The 16,356-nt window shown below is 73.1% G+C and carries 15 protein-coding genes; 11 read left to right on the top strand and 4 right to left on the bottom strand.

Annotated elements, in window-relative coordinates; genetic code table 11:
* The first annotated feature begins 31 nt into the window (after positions 1–31).
* The 8 genes from IH45_RS0105405 to IH45_RS0105440 all read left to right on the top strand — a co-directional run bounded on the left by IH45_RS0105405 (position 32) and on the right by IH45_RS0105440 (position 9,324).
* Positions 32–2,191, top strand: coding sequence for a hypothetical protein (locus IH45_RS0105405; protein ID WP_030662164.1), 2,160 nt, complete (start codon positions 32–34; stop codon positions 2,189–2,191).
* 208 nt (positions 2,192–2,399) lie between these two features.
* The gene (locus tag IH45_RS0105410; RefSeq protein WP_030662168.1) at positions 2,400–3,614 is read left to right on the top strand and encodes a serine hydrolase domain-containing protein; all 1,215 of its coding nucleotides are present in this window, start codon (positions 2,400–2,402) and stop codon (positions 3,612–3,614) included.
* 201 nt (positions 3,615–3,815) lie between these two features.
* A complete protein-coding gene (locus tag IH45_RS0105415; protein ID WP_030662170.1) occupies positions 3,816–4,775 on the top strand; it encodes an ABC transporter ATP-binding protein in 960 nt (319 codons plus the stop codon).
* Positions 4,772–5,509: an ABC transporter permease gene (locus IH45_RS0105420; protein WP_030662173.1), complete on the top strand. Its 738-nt coding sequence runs from the start codon at positions 4,772–4,774 to the stop codon at positions 5,507–5,509. The genes IH45_RS0105415 and IH45_RS0105420 overlap by 4 nt, the downstream gene beginning before the upstream one ends.
* Positions 5,506–6,744 carry a sensor histidine kinase gene (locus IH45_RS0105425; protein ID WP_030662176.1) on the top strand — a complete coding sequence of 413 codons (1,239 nt, stop codon included), beginning with the start codon at positions 5,506–5,508 and terminating at the stop codon, positions 6,742–6,744. Before IH45_RS0105420 ends, IH45_RS0105425 begins: the two co-directional genes overlap by 4 nt.
* 90 nt (positions 6,745–6,834) lie before the next feature.
* A complete protein-coding gene (locus IH45_RS0105430; RefSeq protein ID WP_030662179.1) occupies positions 6,835–7,338 on the top strand; it encodes a hypothetical protein in 504 nt (167 codons plus the stop codon).
* Positions 7,339–7,413: 75 nt separating this feature from the next.
* On the top strand, positions 7,414–8,052 hold the full coding sequence (locus IH45_RS0105435) for a response regulator transcription factor (protein WP_030662182.1): 639 nt from the start codon (positions 7,414–7,416) through the stop codon (positions 8,050–8,052).
* A 111-nt stretch (positions 8,053–8,163) separates the two neighbouring features.
* Positions 8,164–9,324 carry a PP2C family protein-serine/threonine phosphatase gene (locus IH45_RS0105440; protein ID WP_234440428.1) on the top strand — a complete coding sequence of 387 codons (1,161 nt, stop codon included), beginning with the start codon at positions 8,164–8,166 and terminating at the stop codon, positions 9,322–9,324.
* Here the strand turns inward: IH45_RS0105440 and IH45_RS0105445 are convergent.
* A complete protein-coding gene (locus tag IH45_RS0105445) occupies positions 9,291–10,166 on the bottom strand; it encodes a transglutaminase-like and tetratricopeptide repeat-containing protein (RefSeq protein WP_030662187.1) in 876 nt (291 codons plus the stop codon). The genes IH45_RS0105440 and IH45_RS0105445 overlap by 34 nt on opposite strands.
* Positions 10,163–11,173, bottom strand: a complete 1,011-nt coding sequence (locus IH45_RS0105450; protein ID WP_030662191.1) for a GNAT family N-acetyltransferase — start codon at positions 11,171–11,173, stop codon at positions 10,163–10,165. The genes IH45_RS0105445 and IH45_RS0105450 overlap by 4 nt, the downstream gene beginning before the upstream one ends.
* Positions 11,174–11,312: 139 nt before the next feature.
* Here IH45_RS0105450 and fdxA point away from each other — a divergent pair, with 139 nt between their 5' ends.
* Positions 11,313–11,633: a ferredoxin gene (gene fdxA / locus IH45_RS0105455; RefSeq protein ID WP_003985062.1), complete on the top strand. Its 321-nt coding sequence runs from the start codon at positions 11,313–11,315 to the stop codon at positions 11,631–11,633.
* A gap of 138 nt (positions 11,634–11,771) precedes the next feature.
* On the top strand, positions 11,772–12,869 hold the full coding sequence (dapC, locus tag IH45_RS0105460; RefSeq protein ID WP_030662194.1) for a succinyldiaminopimelate transaminase: 1,098 nt from the start codon (positions 11,772–11,774) through the stop codon (positions 12,867–12,869).
* 146 nt (positions 12,870–13,015) lie between these two features.
* Here the strand turns inward: dapC and IH45_RS0105465 are convergent, their stop codons facing one another.
* Complete coding sequence (locus tag IH45_RS0105465; RefSeq protein WP_030662196.1) at positions 13,016–13,582, bottom strand: hypothetical protein; 567 nt, start codon at positions 13,580–13,582, stop codon at positions 13,016–13,018.
* Positions 13,583–14,066: 484 nt separating this feature from the next.
* Positions 14,067–15,113, bottom strand: coding sequence for a hypothetical protein (locus tag IH45_RS0105470; protein WP_030662199.1), 1,047 nt, complete (start codon positions 15,111–15,113; stop codon positions 14,067–14,069).
* 41 nt (positions 15,114–15,154) lie between these two features.
* On the opposite strand from IH45_RS0105470, the gene dapE reads away from it, so the two are divergent.
* Complete coding sequence (gene dapE, locus IH45_RS0105475; RefSeq protein ID WP_030662202.1) at positions 15,155–16,246, top strand: succinyl-diaminopimelate desuccinylase; 1,092 nt, start codon at positions 15,155–15,157, stop codon at positions 16,244–16,246.
* Positions 16,247–16,356: the final 110 nt, after the last annotated feature.

The following is a 16,356-nucleotide window of genomic DNA, read 5'->3' on the forward strand; positions in this document are numbered from 1 at the left end:
CGAGCGGCGGAGCCAACCGGGAGAACCTGCTTTGAGTCGTGAATCTGACAGTTCGTCCTCCGGTGCCCAGGGGCGCGGCGGTGCCGCGTACCCGTCGGGGACACCGCCGTACGGCACGCCTCACGAGGCGGACGACGGAGCGGCGGCCGACGCCGTGGCGAAGCCGGAGGAGCCGAAGACCGAGACCACGCTGACCACGCGGATCAAGATCAACATTCCGGGGTCCCGCCCCATTCCGCCGGTCGTCGTGCGCAAGCCCGTCGGCGAGGAGTCCGGCGCGAACGGATCGTCGGGATCCGGTTCGTCCGGTTCGCCGGGGACGTCCGGCGCTTCCGGTACGGGCGCTTCCGACGGCGGGCCCGCGGGCGCCGAGCGTACGGGAAGCACCCGCAGGCCCGAGGCGGCCGGTTCCGGCGGCGCCAAGAGCGCCCCGGCCGAGAAGACCAGTGACTGGTTCTCGCCCCGTAAGCCCTCGGCGGCCTCCGCCGGTTCCCCGTCCGCGCCGCCCGCCTCTCCGGCGGCCTCGCCGGACCGGCCGGGCGCGACCCCGCCGCAGGACCCGGCCACCGGTACGCAGCAGCGCCCGGACCTGCCGTTCTTCTCCGACGCGCCCGCGCACGGCGGCGACTCGCCGTTCGACGCGGCCCCGCCGTCGCCGTTCGACGCGCCCGCCAACCCGTTCGACGGGGCCGCGGGGCAGGGCGGGGCGAGCCCGTTCGACGCCCCCGGCGGCTCCGGCCGTACGGACGGCCGCGGCGTCCCCACCGGGCCCGCGGGGCCCACCGGGCCTACCGGACCCGTCGGCCCCAGCGGCCCGACGACCGGCCCGGCCGCCGGCGATGTGTCCTTCGACCGGCCGTCCGGCTTCCAGGGCCCCGGTGCGCCCGGCGGTCCCGCCGCGGCCGACGACACGGCCATCCTCACTCCGCAGCCCCCGGCCCCGCCCGCCGGACCCGGCAGCGGCCTCGGCGTCACCGGCGGCATCGCGGGCGGTGTACCGGGTGGCGGCACGGACGGCGGGGGATTCCCCGGCGGCGCGCCCGCAGCTCCCGGCCGTTCCGGAGGCCACGGCGGCGACCAGATCTCCAGCGACACCCTGGTCAGCGGCATCCCGGCGGTGCCCGCCGACGCCGCCCCGGCGTCCGGCCCGGCCTTCCCGCCCGGACCGGGCGCGGGCCAGGACGCCCCGGCCCCGCCGCGCCCGAAGATCCCCGAACCGATAAACCCGAAGAAGAAGAAGGGCCGCAACAAGATCGTCCTGTTGGGCGTCGCGGTCGTCGTGCTCGCGGGCGTCGCGTACGGTGCCGGGCTGCTGCTCGACCACGCCGACGTACCCAACGGGACCACCGCGCTGGGCGTGGACATCGGCGGCGCCACAAAGGAAGAGGCCGTCAAGAAGCTCGACGCGGCGGTTCAGAAGGCCCGTACCGAGCCGCTGAAGCTGACCGTGGACGGCAAGGAGCAGACGATCGTGCCCGCCAGGTCCGGGCTGAACATCGACACCCAGGCCACGGTCCGCGACGCATCGGGGCGCGACTACAACCCGGTGTCCGTCATCAGCTCGCTGTTCGGCGGCAAGCGCACCGCCGAGCCCGCGATGATCACCGACGACGAGAAGCTGGACAACGCGCTCAAGGCGATCGCCGGTCCGGCGGGCGCCGCCCAGGACGGCGGGATCACCTTCGAGAACGGCAAGGCCGTCCCGCACTACGGCCGGCCCTACAAGGCGGTCGACGTCAAGGCGTCCAAGAGCAAGATCGAGAAGGCGTATCTGGACCGCGCCACCACCGGCAGGAACACCCCGGTGGTGCTGGCCGCCGTCGAGCAGCGGCCGAAGGCGGACAAGGCGGCGGTCGACCGGGCGATGAAGGAGATGGCCGAGCCGGCGGTCTCCGGCTGGGTCTACCTGTCGGCGGGCGGCGTCGAGGTGCCGTTCAGCCAGCGCTCCATCGGCGAGCTGCTGTCCTTCTCCGTCGCCGAGGACGGCTCGCTCCAGCCGGTCATCGACCTGGCCAAGCTGGAGGACAAGTACGGCCATGCCTTCGACAACGTGTCGATCGACGGTGGTGCCGGCAAGGTCAAGATGACCCCGAAGCACGCCGCCGCGGCCCTGCAGCAGGCGCTGCGGAAGCCCGCGCCGCCCGCGCCGCAGAAGCGCGTCGCCAGGGTGGAGGGTGCGATCACGGGCTGATGCACGCCCGCCGCCGCTCCGGAGGCGTTACGTCGAGCCGGCCCCGTACCGTCGTACGGGGCCGGCTCGACGTCGTACGGCATACAGCGGGCGATCGGCCGGGCCGGATGCCTTGCGCAGGCCCGGTCCGATGCCTTCCGAAGGTGGGTCCGCCACCCTTACTTTCGTCGCTACTGCGGGGTGGCCTGCGAGCCATAGCGTCCCGGGCATGCCTTCCGAGAACAGCCGCTTGAGCGGTACCGTCCGCACCACCGCCCTCACCCTGGCGCTCACCGCCGTCCTGGCCACCGGGCCCGCCGCGGCAGCCGCGGCCCCCGGGAACCGGACGGACGGCCACCGTCCGGAGACCCGTCGTTCGGACAGCCACCGGGCCACGCAGGACGCGCTGCGCGCCGTGGTCGAACAGGGCGGGCTGCCCGGGGTGGCCGCCGAGGCCAGGGACGGGCGCGGCCGGTGGTTCGGCTCGGCCGGTCACGCGGACACCGGGACGCACCGGGAACGCACCCGCGCCGAGCACTTCCGCGCCGCCAGCATCACGAAGACCTTCATCGCCACCGTCCTCCTCCAACTGGAAGAGGAGAAAGCCCTGAGCCTGGACGACACCGTGGAGAAGTGGTTGCCGGGGGTGGTGCGCGGCAACGGCAACGACGGCCGCGCCATCAGCCTGCGCCAATTGCTGAACCACACCAGCGGCCTCTTCAACTACACCAGCGATCCCGAGTTCGCACACCGCACCTCCGGCCGCGGATTCCCCGGCCACCGCTACACCACCTACCGTCCCGCGGACCTGGTCGCCCTCGCCATGAAGCAGCCGCCGCGCACCACATCGGGCCAGGCCTCGTACAGCAACACCAACTACGTCCTGGCCGGGATGGTCATCGAAAAGGTGACGGGCCACTCGTACGCCCACGAGGTGCAGCGGCGCATCCTGACGCCCTTGAAGCTGCGCGAAACCTCCTTCCCGGGCCTGCGCCCCCGGATGCCGCTGCCGCACCCCACCGCCTACTCACGGCTGCACCAGAAGCAGCCGGACGCGCCCGTCGTGGACGCCACCGCGCAGAACATGTCGTGGCTGGGCGCCGCGGGCGAGATCATCTCCACCACCGGTGACCTGAACACGTTCTTCCGGGCCCTGACCCGCGGTCAGCTCCTGGGCCCGGAGGCGACCCGGAAGATGTTCGCCACCGTGCCCGCGGAGACCGGCGGCTGGCGCTACGGGCTCGGCATCGAGTCCGTCACCCTCTCGTGCGGCGTTACGGTGGTGGGCAAGACGGGCCGCGCGAACGGCTCGGTGTCCGGGGTCGTCGGGACGGCGGACGGCGATCACCAGCTGACGTTCAACATCAACGGCGACTGGCTGGGCGACGCCGCCTCGTACGTGGGGGTGGTGGAGGCCGAGTTCTGCGGGGCGCGCAACGGCTAGGTGTGTTGTCCCGGCACGTTGGTGACAGGTGACACGCTCGCGACGGGCGCTTCTGCCGGACCCCACGGCGCCGCACGGGGCAGGCATCGTCGGGGGTACCCCGCACGCCCCCTAGGGGACTCCACCCATGACATCTGTCATCCCGGAGTCACGACACCCGACACTGCCGGACGGCGCCGCTCCACCGGCAAGCTGGTGCACATGACGAGCACAGCCACCACCTCACCACCTGCCACCGGGCGCCGCACGGGGGCGGCGCCCGTTGTCAGTTTCCGGAAAGTCAGCAAGAACTACGGCTCCGTGAAGGCGGTGGCCGACCTCGACCTGGAGCTGTACCCGGGCGAGACCGTCGCCCTGCTCGGCCCCAACGGCGCCGGCAAGTCCTCCACCCTCGACCTGCTCCTGGGCCTGCGCAACGCCGACACCGGCTCCGTGTCGCTGTTCGGCACGACGCCGCAGCGCGCCATCGAGCAGGGCAAGGTCGGCGCGATGCTGCAGAGCGGCGGCCTGATGGGCGGCGTCAAGGTCCGCGAGCTGGTCCGGCTCGCCGCCGACCTGCACCCGCACGCCTACCCGGTCGACCGGATCCTGGACACCGCCGGGATCACCGAGATCGCCGACCGGATGGTCGACAAGCTCTCCGGCGGCCAGGAGCAGCGGGTGCGGTTCGCGCTCGCCACGGCCGGTGCCAACGACCTGATCGTGCTGGACGAGCCGACCACCGGTATGGACGTCTCCTCCCGGCAGACCTTCTGGGGCACCATGCGGGCCCAGGCCCAGCAGGGCCGTACGGTGCTGTTCGCCACCCACTACCTCGAAGAGGCGGACGAGATCGCGGACCGCGTGATCGTGCTGCACCGGGGCCGGGTGCTGGCCGACGGCACCTCCGCCGAGATCAAGGCGCGGGCCGGTGCCCGCCGCGTCACCTTCGACCTGGACGGCCCGGCCGACCGCGAGGCGCTGCGCGGCCTGCCGAGCCTGACCTCCCTGGAGGTCTCCGGCCGTACCGTACGCATCCAGTCCCAGGACGCGGACGCCACGGTGCACGCCGTCTACGGCCTCGGCCTGTACCCGCGCAACCTGGAAGTGGCCGGACTCGGCCTGGAGCAGGCGTTCATCGCCATCACCGACGCAGCGACCGCCGAGGAGGCGGCACGATGACCACCCTGATCAAGCTGGAGATCGTCCGCGCCCTGCGGAACAAGAAGTTCATGTTCTTCTCGGTGATCTACCCGCCGGTGCTCTACCTGATCATCGCGGGCGGCGCCGACAACTCACCGATACCCGGCATGAAGCTGAACATGGCCCTGTACTACATGGTCGCCATGTCCGCGTTCGGCGCGATGACCGCCGTGCTCATCGGCAACAGCGAGGCGATAGCCAAGGAGCGGGAGAAGGGCTGGGTACGGCAGCTGCGGCTGACCGCGCTGCCCGGACGTGGCTATGTCGCCGCCAAGATGGCCTCCGCCGCGACGGTCAGCCTGCCGTCCATCGTGCTCGTCATGCTCGTCGGCGCCATGGTCAAGGGCGTACGCCTGGAGGCCTGGCAGTGGATCGCCATCCCCGTCGGCACCTGGCTCGGCAGCTTCGTCTTCGCCGCCCTCGGCGTGGCCATCGGCTACCTGGCCAGCGGCGACGCGGTCCGTCCGATTGCGATGATGGTGTACTTCGTGCTGGCATTCCTCGGCGGGCTGTGGATGCCGCTGACGATCCTGCCGCAGTGGGTGCAGAACATCGCCGAGTGGCTGCCCACCCACGCGTACGCCGCGCTCGGCACCGCCGTCGAGGCCGGCGGCGCCCCGCACGTCAAGGACGTGGCCATCCTCGTCGGCTACCTGATCGTCTTCGCCGGGGGCGCGGCCTGGCTCTATCGGAAGGACACGCGTACGGCATGACCGAGCCGGAGACCGGAACCAACCCGGCGATGTTCGGGGTGGCGCCCCGCACGCGCAAGCAGATGCTGACCAAGTGCATCTGGATCGTCATCTGGTTCCTGTACCTGACGGGTCCGATCGGGGACCTGGCCGAGGGCGGCCTGTCCCCGGCGGACGAGGCGCTGGGCTGGGCCGGTCTCCTGACGTTCATCGGCGTCTACTTCGCGCTGCTGTTCCGGCACATGACGCACCGGCCGCTGCCGGACGGCCTGGTCCGGGCGGCGGTGCTCTTCATCGTGGCGCTCGCCGTCCTGCTGTCCTGGGAGATCGGCCCGAACTGGCTGGTGCTCTTCACGTTCGCGTGCGTCTCCGTGGGCGTCACCCAGCCCTTCCGCGTCTCGCGGTGGGCCATCCCCGCGCTGACCGGCACCCTCGTACTGATCGGCCTGCGCTATCCGCACGTGCAGGTTTACCTCTTCGCGTACGCCCTGCCCTGCCTGCTCAGCGGGTTCGCGATGGTCGGCGTGCAGCACATGGTCCGTACGATGCAGGAGCTGCGCGCCGCCCGCCAGGAGGTCGCCCGGCTCGCCGCCAACGAGGAGCGGCTGCGCCTCGCCCGCGACCTGCACGACCTCCTCGGCCACTCGCTCTCCCTGATCACGCTCAAGAGCGAGCTGGCCGGACGGATGCTCCCCGGCACCCCGGATGCCGCGGCCCAGCAGGTCGCCGACATCGAACGGGTCAGCCGCCAGGCCCTGGTGGACGTCCGCGAGGCCGTCACCGGCTACCGGCGCCCCCGCCTGGCCGTCGAACTGGCCGGGGCCCGCGCCGCGCTGCGCACCGCCGCGATCACGGCGGACATCGATCCGGCCCTGGAGCAGGAACACCGGGGCCTGTCGGCGGACGGGGAGGGCGCGCTGGCCTGGGCGCTGCGCGAGGCCGTCACCAACGTCGTACGGCACAGCGGCGCCGACCGCTGCGAGCTGCTGCTCACCGAGGAGTGGGAGGCCGACGAACGGCGCTATCTGCGCCTGTCCGTCGTCGACGACGGCACCGGCCCGCCGCGCGGCGGAGGCCACGACGGCAACGGCCTCAGCGGCCTGCGCGAACGCCTCGCCCTGGCCGACGGCCGCCTGGAAACGGGCGCCGCACGAAGCGGCCGCGGCTTCGCCCTGCACGCGTACGTCCCGCTCGGCGCCCCACCGCTGACGGACACCGCCGGCCATGTCACGGATCACAGCGCGTCCGGGACATAGCTCGCCGTTCAAGATCCGGCACCGGACGCAGCTATGAGGGGCGTGCGACGATGCGTCGGCCGGCAGAGCCACGAGCGGAGACGAAGGACGATGGAGTACATCAATGCGGAGGCGCAGACCGGCACCGTGCCCGGCGTCCTGTCCGCTGCCCCTTACCTGGAGCGTCTGGCCTCGCTCGCTGACGATCTGCCGGCCGGGGCCCGGGCCTTCGCCACCGCCCCGGACCACTACGACTTCTCCGGCAAGCGGTGTGTGAAGGACCTGGAACTCCAGCACATCCGGGGCATCGGAGCCGATGACCAACAGCTGGAGATCCGGTTCCGGCACAACTGCTGGAAGCACGACGAGGACCTGATCATCCGCTACACAGGTGTCTCCGGCTTCCATGCCGAAAGCGCCGAGGAGGACAGTGCCGAGGGGGACAGCGTCGAGGAGGGCAGCTGGGAAGACCTCGGGACCGTGATCCTGGACGAGGTCCTGCCCCACCGGAACGGCTGCAGCCACGAGATCGCGTTCCGGAACGGCTCACTCGCCGTCGTCTGCCATGACCTCGACGCGACCTGGACCGTGGCTGACTGCCCCGGCAATCCGTGAACCAGGCAAGTCGTCCCCACCGCCCCCTGCCCGACCGCGCCCCGACCAGGGCCTCCAGCTGGCTAGGGTTGCCCCATGACTGACCTCCGCCACGACCGGCCCCCGCAGAAAGTGCGCCTCCTTCTTGCCGAGGACCAGTCCATGGTTCGCGAGGCGCTGGCCGCGCTCCTGGGGCTGGAGCCGGATCTGGAGGTCGTGGCGCAGGCCGCTCGGGGCGACGAGGTCGTCGCCGCGGCGCGGGCGCAGGCTGTGGACGTGGCGCTGCTCGACATCGAGATGCCGGGGATCAGCGGGCTGGACGCGGCCGCCCTGCTGCGCGCCGAGTTCCCGGAGCTGAAGGTCGTCATCCTGACCACGTTCGGGCGGCCCGGCTATCTGCGCCGCGCGATGGAGTGCGGCGCCGACGCGTTCCTGGTCAAGGACGCCCCGGCGGCGCAACTGGCGGACGCCGTGCGGCGGGTGCTGCGCGGCGAGCGGGTCATCGACCCGGCGCTCGCGGCGGCGGCCCTGGCCGACGGGGCGAATCCGCTCACCGACCGCGAGCGCGATGTGCTGCGCGCGGCGGCCGACGGCTCCACCAACGCCGAGATCGCCGCCGCCCTGACCCTCTCCCAGGGCACCGTGCGCAACTACCTGTCCACCGCCATCCAGAAGACGGGCGCCCGCAACCGCGCCGAGGCCGTCCGCACGGCGGGCGACAAGGGCTGGTTGTAGCCCCGCGGCCCGCAGGGGGCCCGGCCGCTGTAAGGAGTCTCACCCGCGCCACGGCTCCCACCAGGACTTTCGGCCCTGGGCCGACCGGTCGGGCGGGCGCACGCTGGACAGGTGACGACCATCCAGCGATCCCCGGCGCGTGACCGCGGTGTGGCGATGCTGCTGGTCATCGTGACCCTGGCCATCACGCTGGCGGACGCGGTGTCCGGCCCGCAGCTGCACTTCGCCCTGTTCATGGGCATCGCGCCGCTGATCGCCGCGCTGCGCTGCGCCTACCGGTGGACCGCCGCGGTGGCCGCCGTCTACGTCCTGTGCCAGGCGTACATCCACGCCCGCCTCGTACCGGACTGGTCCGTGGCCAGCAAGGTCGTCGGGATCTTCGGGGTGGCGCTGGTCGCCGTCTTCGCGCTGGTGCTGTGCCGTACGCGGCTGGAGCGGGAGGCGCTGTACGCCCGTACGAGCATGGTCGCCGACGCGGTGCAGCGGGAGATGCTGCGCGAGCTGCCGCTGACCGCCGGGCCGCTGGAGGCCTACGGGTTCTACGTCTCCGCCCAGGAGGGCGCGCGCGTCGGCGGGGACATCTACGAGGCCGTCTCGACGCCGCACGGGCTGCGGCTGGTGATCGGCGACGTGCAGGGCAAGGGCATGCCCGCGATCGGCGCCGGACACGAGGTGCTGGCCTCGTTCCGGGAGGCGGCTTACTACAAGGACACCCTCGAAGCCGTCGCCGAGCGCATGGAACAGGCACTGTCCCGCTACAACGCCCGCTCCGCCGAGCGCGGCGGCCAGGAGCGGTTCGTCACCGCCCTGCTGCTGGAGGTGCGCGGGGAGGACGGCACGAAGGTGCTCTCCTGCGGGCACATTCCGTACTACCTCGTAAGGGACGGCCAGGTCGGCGAGCGTACCGACGGCGAAGGCGGCCTGCCCCTGGGCCTGGGGTGGCTCACCGATGAGGCACGCCGGAGCGTGGCCGTCGAGCCGCTGGCGGACGACTGGATCGTGCTGTGCACCGACGGCGTCACCGAGGCGCGCGGCGCGGATGGCGCGTTCTACCCGCTGGCCGACCGCCTGGCCCGCTGGACGCACCTGGAGCCGGACGAGCTGGCGCACACGCTCCGCGCCGACCTGGAGCGGTTCACCGGCGGGCAGCTGAAGGACGACGCGACCGTACTGATCGTGCGCCGCGGCCCGCACGCCGCACCGCGTACGGACGCGGAGGCCGCCCGGGCCACGCCGGATCAGTTGAGCATGGCGCGCGCTGCCGCGGCCTGACGGCGCATCGCCGCCGCGGCGGGCGGATCGACCGCCTCGACCACCTCCGCGTACTCCTCCAGCTCGGCGGCGCCGCCCAGGAAATCGCCGCGCTGGACGAGCAGCTGCGCGTGGTCGTGGCGCAGCCGCGCCGGGTGGCTGGGCAGCAGCAGGGACAGTTCGACCGCCCACAGCTGTACGGCGCTGTGCTCCGGCCGGGCCGCCGCCCACGCCCGGATGTTGTTCAGGATGCGCAGCACGATCTCCAGCGGCTCGGCCGGCGTGAGCATCTGCTCGGTCAGCGGCGCCCCGGTCGCGCCCGCGACCAGCACCCCCGCGTCCTCGTCGGTCAGCAGCCGCCCGCCGTCGAACGGATCGACGAGGACGTGCGCACCGTACGGATCGCCGAAGCCGACGACGAAGTGGCCCGGCAGCGCCACCCCGTACACCGGCGCCCCGGCCCGCCGCGCGACCTCCATCCACACCACCGACAGCAGGATCGGCAGACCCCGCCGGCGCCGCAGCACCTCGTGCAGCAGCGACGACTCCAGGCGCCGGTAGTCGGCGGGCGTGCCGCGGAAGCCGAGGCGCGCGCCGAGCAGTTCGGCGACGTTGCGGGCCCACGGACGCGGGCCGCCGGCCGGGGCGAACGGCAGCCGCCCGGCCAGCGCGTCCAGCTCGATCTGGGCCGCGTCCGCGCCTGCCTCGTCCAGCGCGGGATCGGCCTCCGCCGCGATCAGCAGGCACAGCAGGGCCAGGTCCGGCCGCTCGTCGCGCGCGGCCTCGGCGAACTGCCGCCGCCGCTCGGCGGAGGCGCCGTTCCCGTCCGGCTCCGGGAGCCCGCGGGGCTCGTACCCGTTCAGCTCGGGCCTCCCTGAGTGGCGCGCCAGTGGTGGTAGTGGTGGTGGGTGACGAAACCCAGCCCGTCGTAGAGCGCGCGGGCGTCGTGATTGTCCGTTTCCACCTGGAGGTACGCGGCCGAGGCCCCCTCGTCCAGGGCCTTGCGGGCCAGCGCCGCCATCACGGCCGAGGCCAGCCCGCGCCGCCGGTGCTCCGGCGCCACCTCGACGGCCGCGAACCCGGCCCAGCGCCCGTCCACCACGCACCGCCCGATCGCGATCACCTCGCCCGTCTCGTCCGGCACGCTCGCGAACCACACGGACGGGCCGCCGTGCAGCACCTTGAGCACCTCGGGCCCCGGCTCGGCGGACCGCTGGTAGCAGCGCAGCCACCCCGCGCCGATCTCCCGGGCGAGCGCCACCCGGGAGACGTCCGCGTCCAGGTCGCCGAGGGGGGCCAGCGCCGCGGTCCGGATCTCCGCCGACACCTCGCGCGTCCAGCCGCGGCCGTCCAGTTCGGCCGCCAGGTGCTCCTGGGTGCCCGGGGCCCCCGTACCGACCTGGATGTAGGCGGGCAGCGAGCGCTCCGCGTACCAGGCGCGGACCCGCTCCAGCGCGGTGTCCAGCGGCAGCCCCGGATCGCCCAGGGCCGCCACCGAGTTGGCCCGCCGGGTGAAGCCGCCGCTGGCCCGCAGCTGCCACTCGCCCAGCCACGCGCTCTCCACCGGCGGCCAGCCGCGGGCGGCCACCCGCTCCAGCTCGGGCGCGCTCGTCGCGGGGGAGCGGCGGCGGGCCGGAGCCGCCGGTACCGTCTTGCCCGCGACCAGCGTGGCCTCGGCAATGCGGACGGTCTCTCCGTTCCGGCGTGTGATGCTCAGCACACCGCCGTCCCAGGATGTGAGCACACCCACCGTGTCGGTGAACTTCGCGGACCCCTCGCCGGTGCCGACGAGGCGCCGGACAGATACCCTTTTGCCCACGTCAGCACGGGTGATGTGGACCTCCAGCCGTCCGCCGGTAGTGAATTCCACGGCTCTACCCGCCCCTCTTGTTCGTCTCGTGCCCGGGAACGGAGATACTAGGTGCGGGCATCGACGACGCCGCGCTCCCGCGCGCCCCGCGGCGGAACTGCCAATCGGTCCGCCAGCCCTACCGAGGAGGAACGACAGCGTGACCTACGTCATCGCGCAGCCTTGTGTCGACGTCAAGGACAAGGCATGCATCGAGGAGTGCCCCGTCGACTGCATCTACGAGGGCTCCCGGTCCTTGTACATCCACCCGGACGAATGCGTCGACTGCGGCGCCTGCGAGCCGGTCTGCCCGGTCGAGGCGATCTTCTACGAGGACGACACCCCGGAGGAGTGGAAGGACTACTACAAGGCGAATGTGGAGTTCTTCGACGAGCTCGGTTCGCCCGGTGGCGCCAGCAAGCTGGGCCTGATCGAGCGCGACCACCCCTTCATCGCAGCGCTGCCGCCGCAGAACGGCTGAGCGGCCGCATGGCGCCGCCCCGGTCCCGTACGGCCGGCCGCCCCCTCGCGTAGGACACGCGACGGGGTGCCGATGCCGCACGGGGCCGAGGCGTTTCCGGCCCTGTGGGTCCTGAGGAACGTGAGGAAAGAGAGCAACGTGGGCACCGTCTCATCCCGTCTTCCGGTCTTCCCCTGGGACCGGCTGGAGCCGTACAAGACCACGGCGGCCGCGCATGCCGACGGCATCGTGGACCTGTCCGTGGGCACTCCGGTCGACCCGGTGCCGGCGCTGGTCCAAAAAGCTCTCACGGACGCCGCCGACAGCCCCGGCTACCCGACGGTCTGGGGCACCGCCGCGCTGCGCGACGCGCTCACCGGCTGGGCGGAGCGGCGCCTGGGCGCCACCGGCCTGGCCCACACGAACGTGCTGCCGGTCGTCGGCTCCAAGGAACTGGTCGCCTGGCTGCCGACCCAGCTCGGCCTGGGCGCCGGCGACCGCGTCGCCCACCCGCGCCTGGCCTACCCCACGTACGAGGTCGGCGCGCGCCTGGCCGGCGCCCAGCCCGTCGTCTACGACGACCCCTGGGACCTGGACCCGGCCGGCCTCAAGCTGCTGTGGCTCAACTCGCCGTCCAACCCCACCGGCCGCGTGCTCGGCGTCGAGGAACTGCGCCGCACCGTCGCCTGGGCGCGCGAGCACGGCGTCCTGCTCTTCAGCGACGAGTGCTACATCGAGCTGGGCTGGGAGGCCGACCCGGTCTCCGTCCTGCACCCGGACGTCTGCGGCGGCTCGTACGACGGCATCGTCTCCGTCCACTCGCTGTCCAAGCGCTCCAACCTGGCCGGCTACCGCGCCGCGTTCCTCGCGGGCGACGCCGAGGTCCTCGGCGAGCTGCTCCAGATCCGCAAGCACGGCGGCATGATGATCCCCGCGCCGGTGCAGGCCGCCACGGTCGCGGCGCTCGGCGACACCGAGCACGTCGGCGAGCAGCGCGAGCGCTACGCCCGCCGCCGCACGGCCCTGCGCGAGGCCCTGGAGGCCGCCGGTTTCCGCATCGAGCACAGCGAGGCGTCGCTCTACCTGTGGGCGACGCGCGACGAGTCGTGCTGGGACACCGTCGCCGACCTCGCCAAGCGCGGCGTCCTGGTCGCGCCCGGCGACTTCTACGGGACGGCGGGGGAGCGGTTCGTACGCGTCGCCTTCACCGCCACCGACGAGCGGGTGGACGCGGCCGTACGGCGCCTGGCGCAGTAACCGCGCACCCGACGAAAGCCCCGCGCCTACCGCGCATACGAGTCTCGCGCGTACGAGTCCCGTGCATACGAGTCCCGCGCATACGAAAGCCCGGGGCGGACGCCTTCCGTACGGCGTCCGCCCCGGGCTTCGTGCGCTGCGGCTCGTCAGCTGATCGGCAGCCCGTTCGACGGCAGCAGGTCCGAGGCCAGGCCGCTGTCGCTGATCCCCTGGGCCAGGCCGTCGGCGGACACCGAGTCGGTCAGACCGTCGGTGGACAGGCCGTCGCCGGGCAGCGTCTCGGTCAGGCCGTCGGTCGGCAGGCCGTCCTCGGTGGCCGTGTGCAGGGTGTCGGTGAGGATGTCCCCCGCGCTGTCCGCGGTGTCGCCGGCGGCGTTGCTCGCGGCCTCCTTCGCGGCCGGGGCGGTCTCCTTGAGCGTCTTGCCGGTGGTCTTGCCGGCCGACTTGCTCAGCGACGGAACGGCCTTGCGGACGACCTTGCTGCCCGCCTCGGCGGCGTTCCCGCCGGTCTCACCGGCGAGGTCGCCGGCACCCTGCACCGCGCCGTCCGCGGCGTCGGCGAGGCTCGCGGTGTCCACCGCGGTCAGACCACCCAGGTCGGTGGTCTTCGGCAGCTCCACGGCGCTCGCGGAGCCTGCCGCGCCGACCACGGGGGCTGCGCCGGCGGCGACCAGCAGCGCGGCTCGGGCGATCCGGCGAAGGGGGAGGGACATGGTGCTCCTTGTCGGAGAGGGACTGGTTCTTCTGACAGACGTGCCGTGTCCGCCGGGCGGGGCGCGGAGGCTGCCGGGCGCACGACGTGACTACCGCGCCAGCCCCGGGAAGGTTGCGGCGCCGCCGGTAAAGAATCGGTGGGGTGTCACATAATCTGCTCCGGAGGAAACCGGGCAAAGTGCGCCGTACGCAGTACGGTGCAGAAACGTCACGCCGCTGTGTTCAGGCGGCATGCATGCCGATCGGGTGACCCCGGCGGCGGCGATGGCGTCCCACTGCGCCGGATTGACGGTGTTAACGCGAACGAGCGACCCGCCGGACGGCTGCTCGGTGACGCCGGGGCTGACGGCGGGACGGCCGTCCGGGTTACCGGCGCGGCGGCCCGCAGGCGCTCCGGCAGCGGCCGGACAGCCAGGTCACGGCCGCGTTCCGGGCCCCGGCGGCAGGCGTACGACCGTGTCCAGGACCCGGCGCCGCCGCGCCTCAGCGCCCGGTGACGATCCGTACGTCCGTACCCGGAGCACGCGCCGCCGCGCCGGTCGCCTGCTGCCAGCCCTTCCCGGAATCGGCCGCGGACCACATCTTCCCGGCGTAGGAAATCTGCTCGATGCCCAATTCGCCGGAGTGGGCCATTGCCCAGGTGGCCAGCTCCCAGCCGCGGCGCTCGCTGCCGGCGCCGTCCGCGTCCGACGCCGACCCGCCGGCCTGCCCCGCGCCCGGCGTGCGGCGCGTCACCGCGTCCTCGTCCCCGTCGCCGCCGGAGGAGTCCGGCAGCGCGGGCACCGTCAGCACCCGGCCGCCGTCCTTGCCCTTGTCGCCCTTGTCACCCTGATCGCCCTTGCCGCCGCCCGGCGCGGCCCCGTCCGTGTGCGGCAGCACGTCCGGGCCGAACTCGCGCACCAGCTTCTTGCGCACCTGGTCCGTGCCGCCCGGGTGCTTGCCGTCCGCCGGGCGGTTGACCGAGCAGGTCATCGCGGCCCCGTCGCGCCCGGTGAGCGCGCCGGTCAGCAGCGCGGCGTTCGGCTCGTGCTTGGCGTACGCCTGCGGATAGCCGCTGCGCTGCACCTTCTGCGCGGCCACCGTCAGCGGCAGCCGGGAATAGCCCGGCACCTTGGCCAGGTGGGTGTAGAACTCCCCGGCCGAGTAGACCGGGTCCATGATCTGCTGGACCGTGCCCCAGTCCTGCGAGGGGCGCTGCTGGAAGAGGCCGACCGAATCCCGGTCGCCGAAGCCGATGTTGCGCAGCCCGGACTCCTGCATCGCGGTCGCCAGCGCGATCGTCACGGCCCGCTCCGGCAGCTTCCGCGAGGAGCCGACGGCCGCGATGGTGGCGGCGTTCGCGGCCTGCTCCGGCGAGATCTCGTACGGGGCGCCGCCGTCCGCGGTCCGTACCGAGCAGCGGGGTGCCCCCGGGCCGCCGGTGACGTACTGGACAACGAGGTACACGGCCAGCCCGACGAGCACGGCGAAGGCCGCGCCGATACGCAGGAGGCGCTTGCTGCGGGCGGGAGCGGTGGGCTGGGCGGACACGGAGCCAACGGTACTGGAGGGCCGCCGGTAGGGTCGGACCCATGCAGCCCGCTACGCAGACCCCCGCACTGGACCTCTCCCGCGACGCGGCCGAGCTGACCGCGCAGCTCGTCGACATCCCGTCGGTCAGCCAGGACGAGAAGGTTCTCGCGGACGCCGTCGAGAACGCCCTGCGCGCGCTCCCCCACCTGACGGTGGAGCGGGACGGCAACTGCGTGGTCGCGCGCACGCACCAGGGCCACGCCGAGCGGGTCGTACTGGCGGGCCACCTGGACACCGTGCCGATCGCGGACAACGTGCCCTCGCGGCTCGACGAGGACGGCGTCCTGTGGGGCTGCGGCACCACCGACATGAAGTCCGGCGTCGCCGTCCAGCTGCGCATCGCCGCCACCGTCCCCGCCCCCAACCGCGACCTGACCTTCGTCTTCTACGACGCCGAGGAGATCGCCGCCGAGTTCAACGGGCTCGGGCGGCTCGCCGAGGAGCACCCGGACTGGCTCGCGGGCGACTTCGCCGTCCTGCTGGAGCCCTCGGACACCCAGGTCGAGGGCGGCTGCCAGGGCACCCTGCGGGTGCTGCTGCGCACCGCCGGCGAGCGGGCCCACTCGGCGCGCAGCTGGATGGGCAGCAACGCCATCCACGCGGCGGCGCCGATCCTCGCCCGCCTGGCCGCCTACGAGCCGCGGCGCGCCGTGATCGACGGGCTCGAATACCGTGAGGGCCTGAACGCGGTACGGATCGAGGGCGGCGTGGCCGGCAACGTCATCCCCGACGCCTGCACGGTCGCCGTCAATTTCCGCTACGCGCCCGACCGCTCCGAACAGGAGGCGCTCGACCACGTCCGCGAGGTCTTCGCGGACTGCGGCGTCGCCGAGACGGTCGTCGACGACCACTCGCCGGGCGCGCTGCCGGGCCTGTCGCACCCCGCTGCCGTCGCGTTCATGGAGGCGGTCGGCGGTACCGCGAAGCCCAAGTTCGGCTGGACGGACGTCTCGCGCTTCAGCGCGCTGGGCGTGCCCGCCGTCAATTACGGCCCCGGGGACGCGCTGCTGGCGCACAAGAAGGACGAAAGGGTCGCCACCGACCGCATCCGGCACTGCGAGGAGCGCCTGCGGGCCTGGCTCACCGCGTGACGCGGGCCCGGCTCACCGCGTGAGGGGGGCCTGGCTCACCGTGTGACCCACCCGGCACACCTGCCGCGGTTGTTCCGCGGCATCCGGAATTGCCCTGCCCGTCACCTGCG

The sequence above is a fragment of the Streptomyces rimosus subsp. rimosus genome, assembly GCF_000720725.1.
In the GTDB taxonomy this organism is placed as follows: Bacteria; Actinomycetota; Actinomycetes; order Streptomycetales; family Streptomycetaceae; genus Streptomyces; species Streptomyces rimosus_A.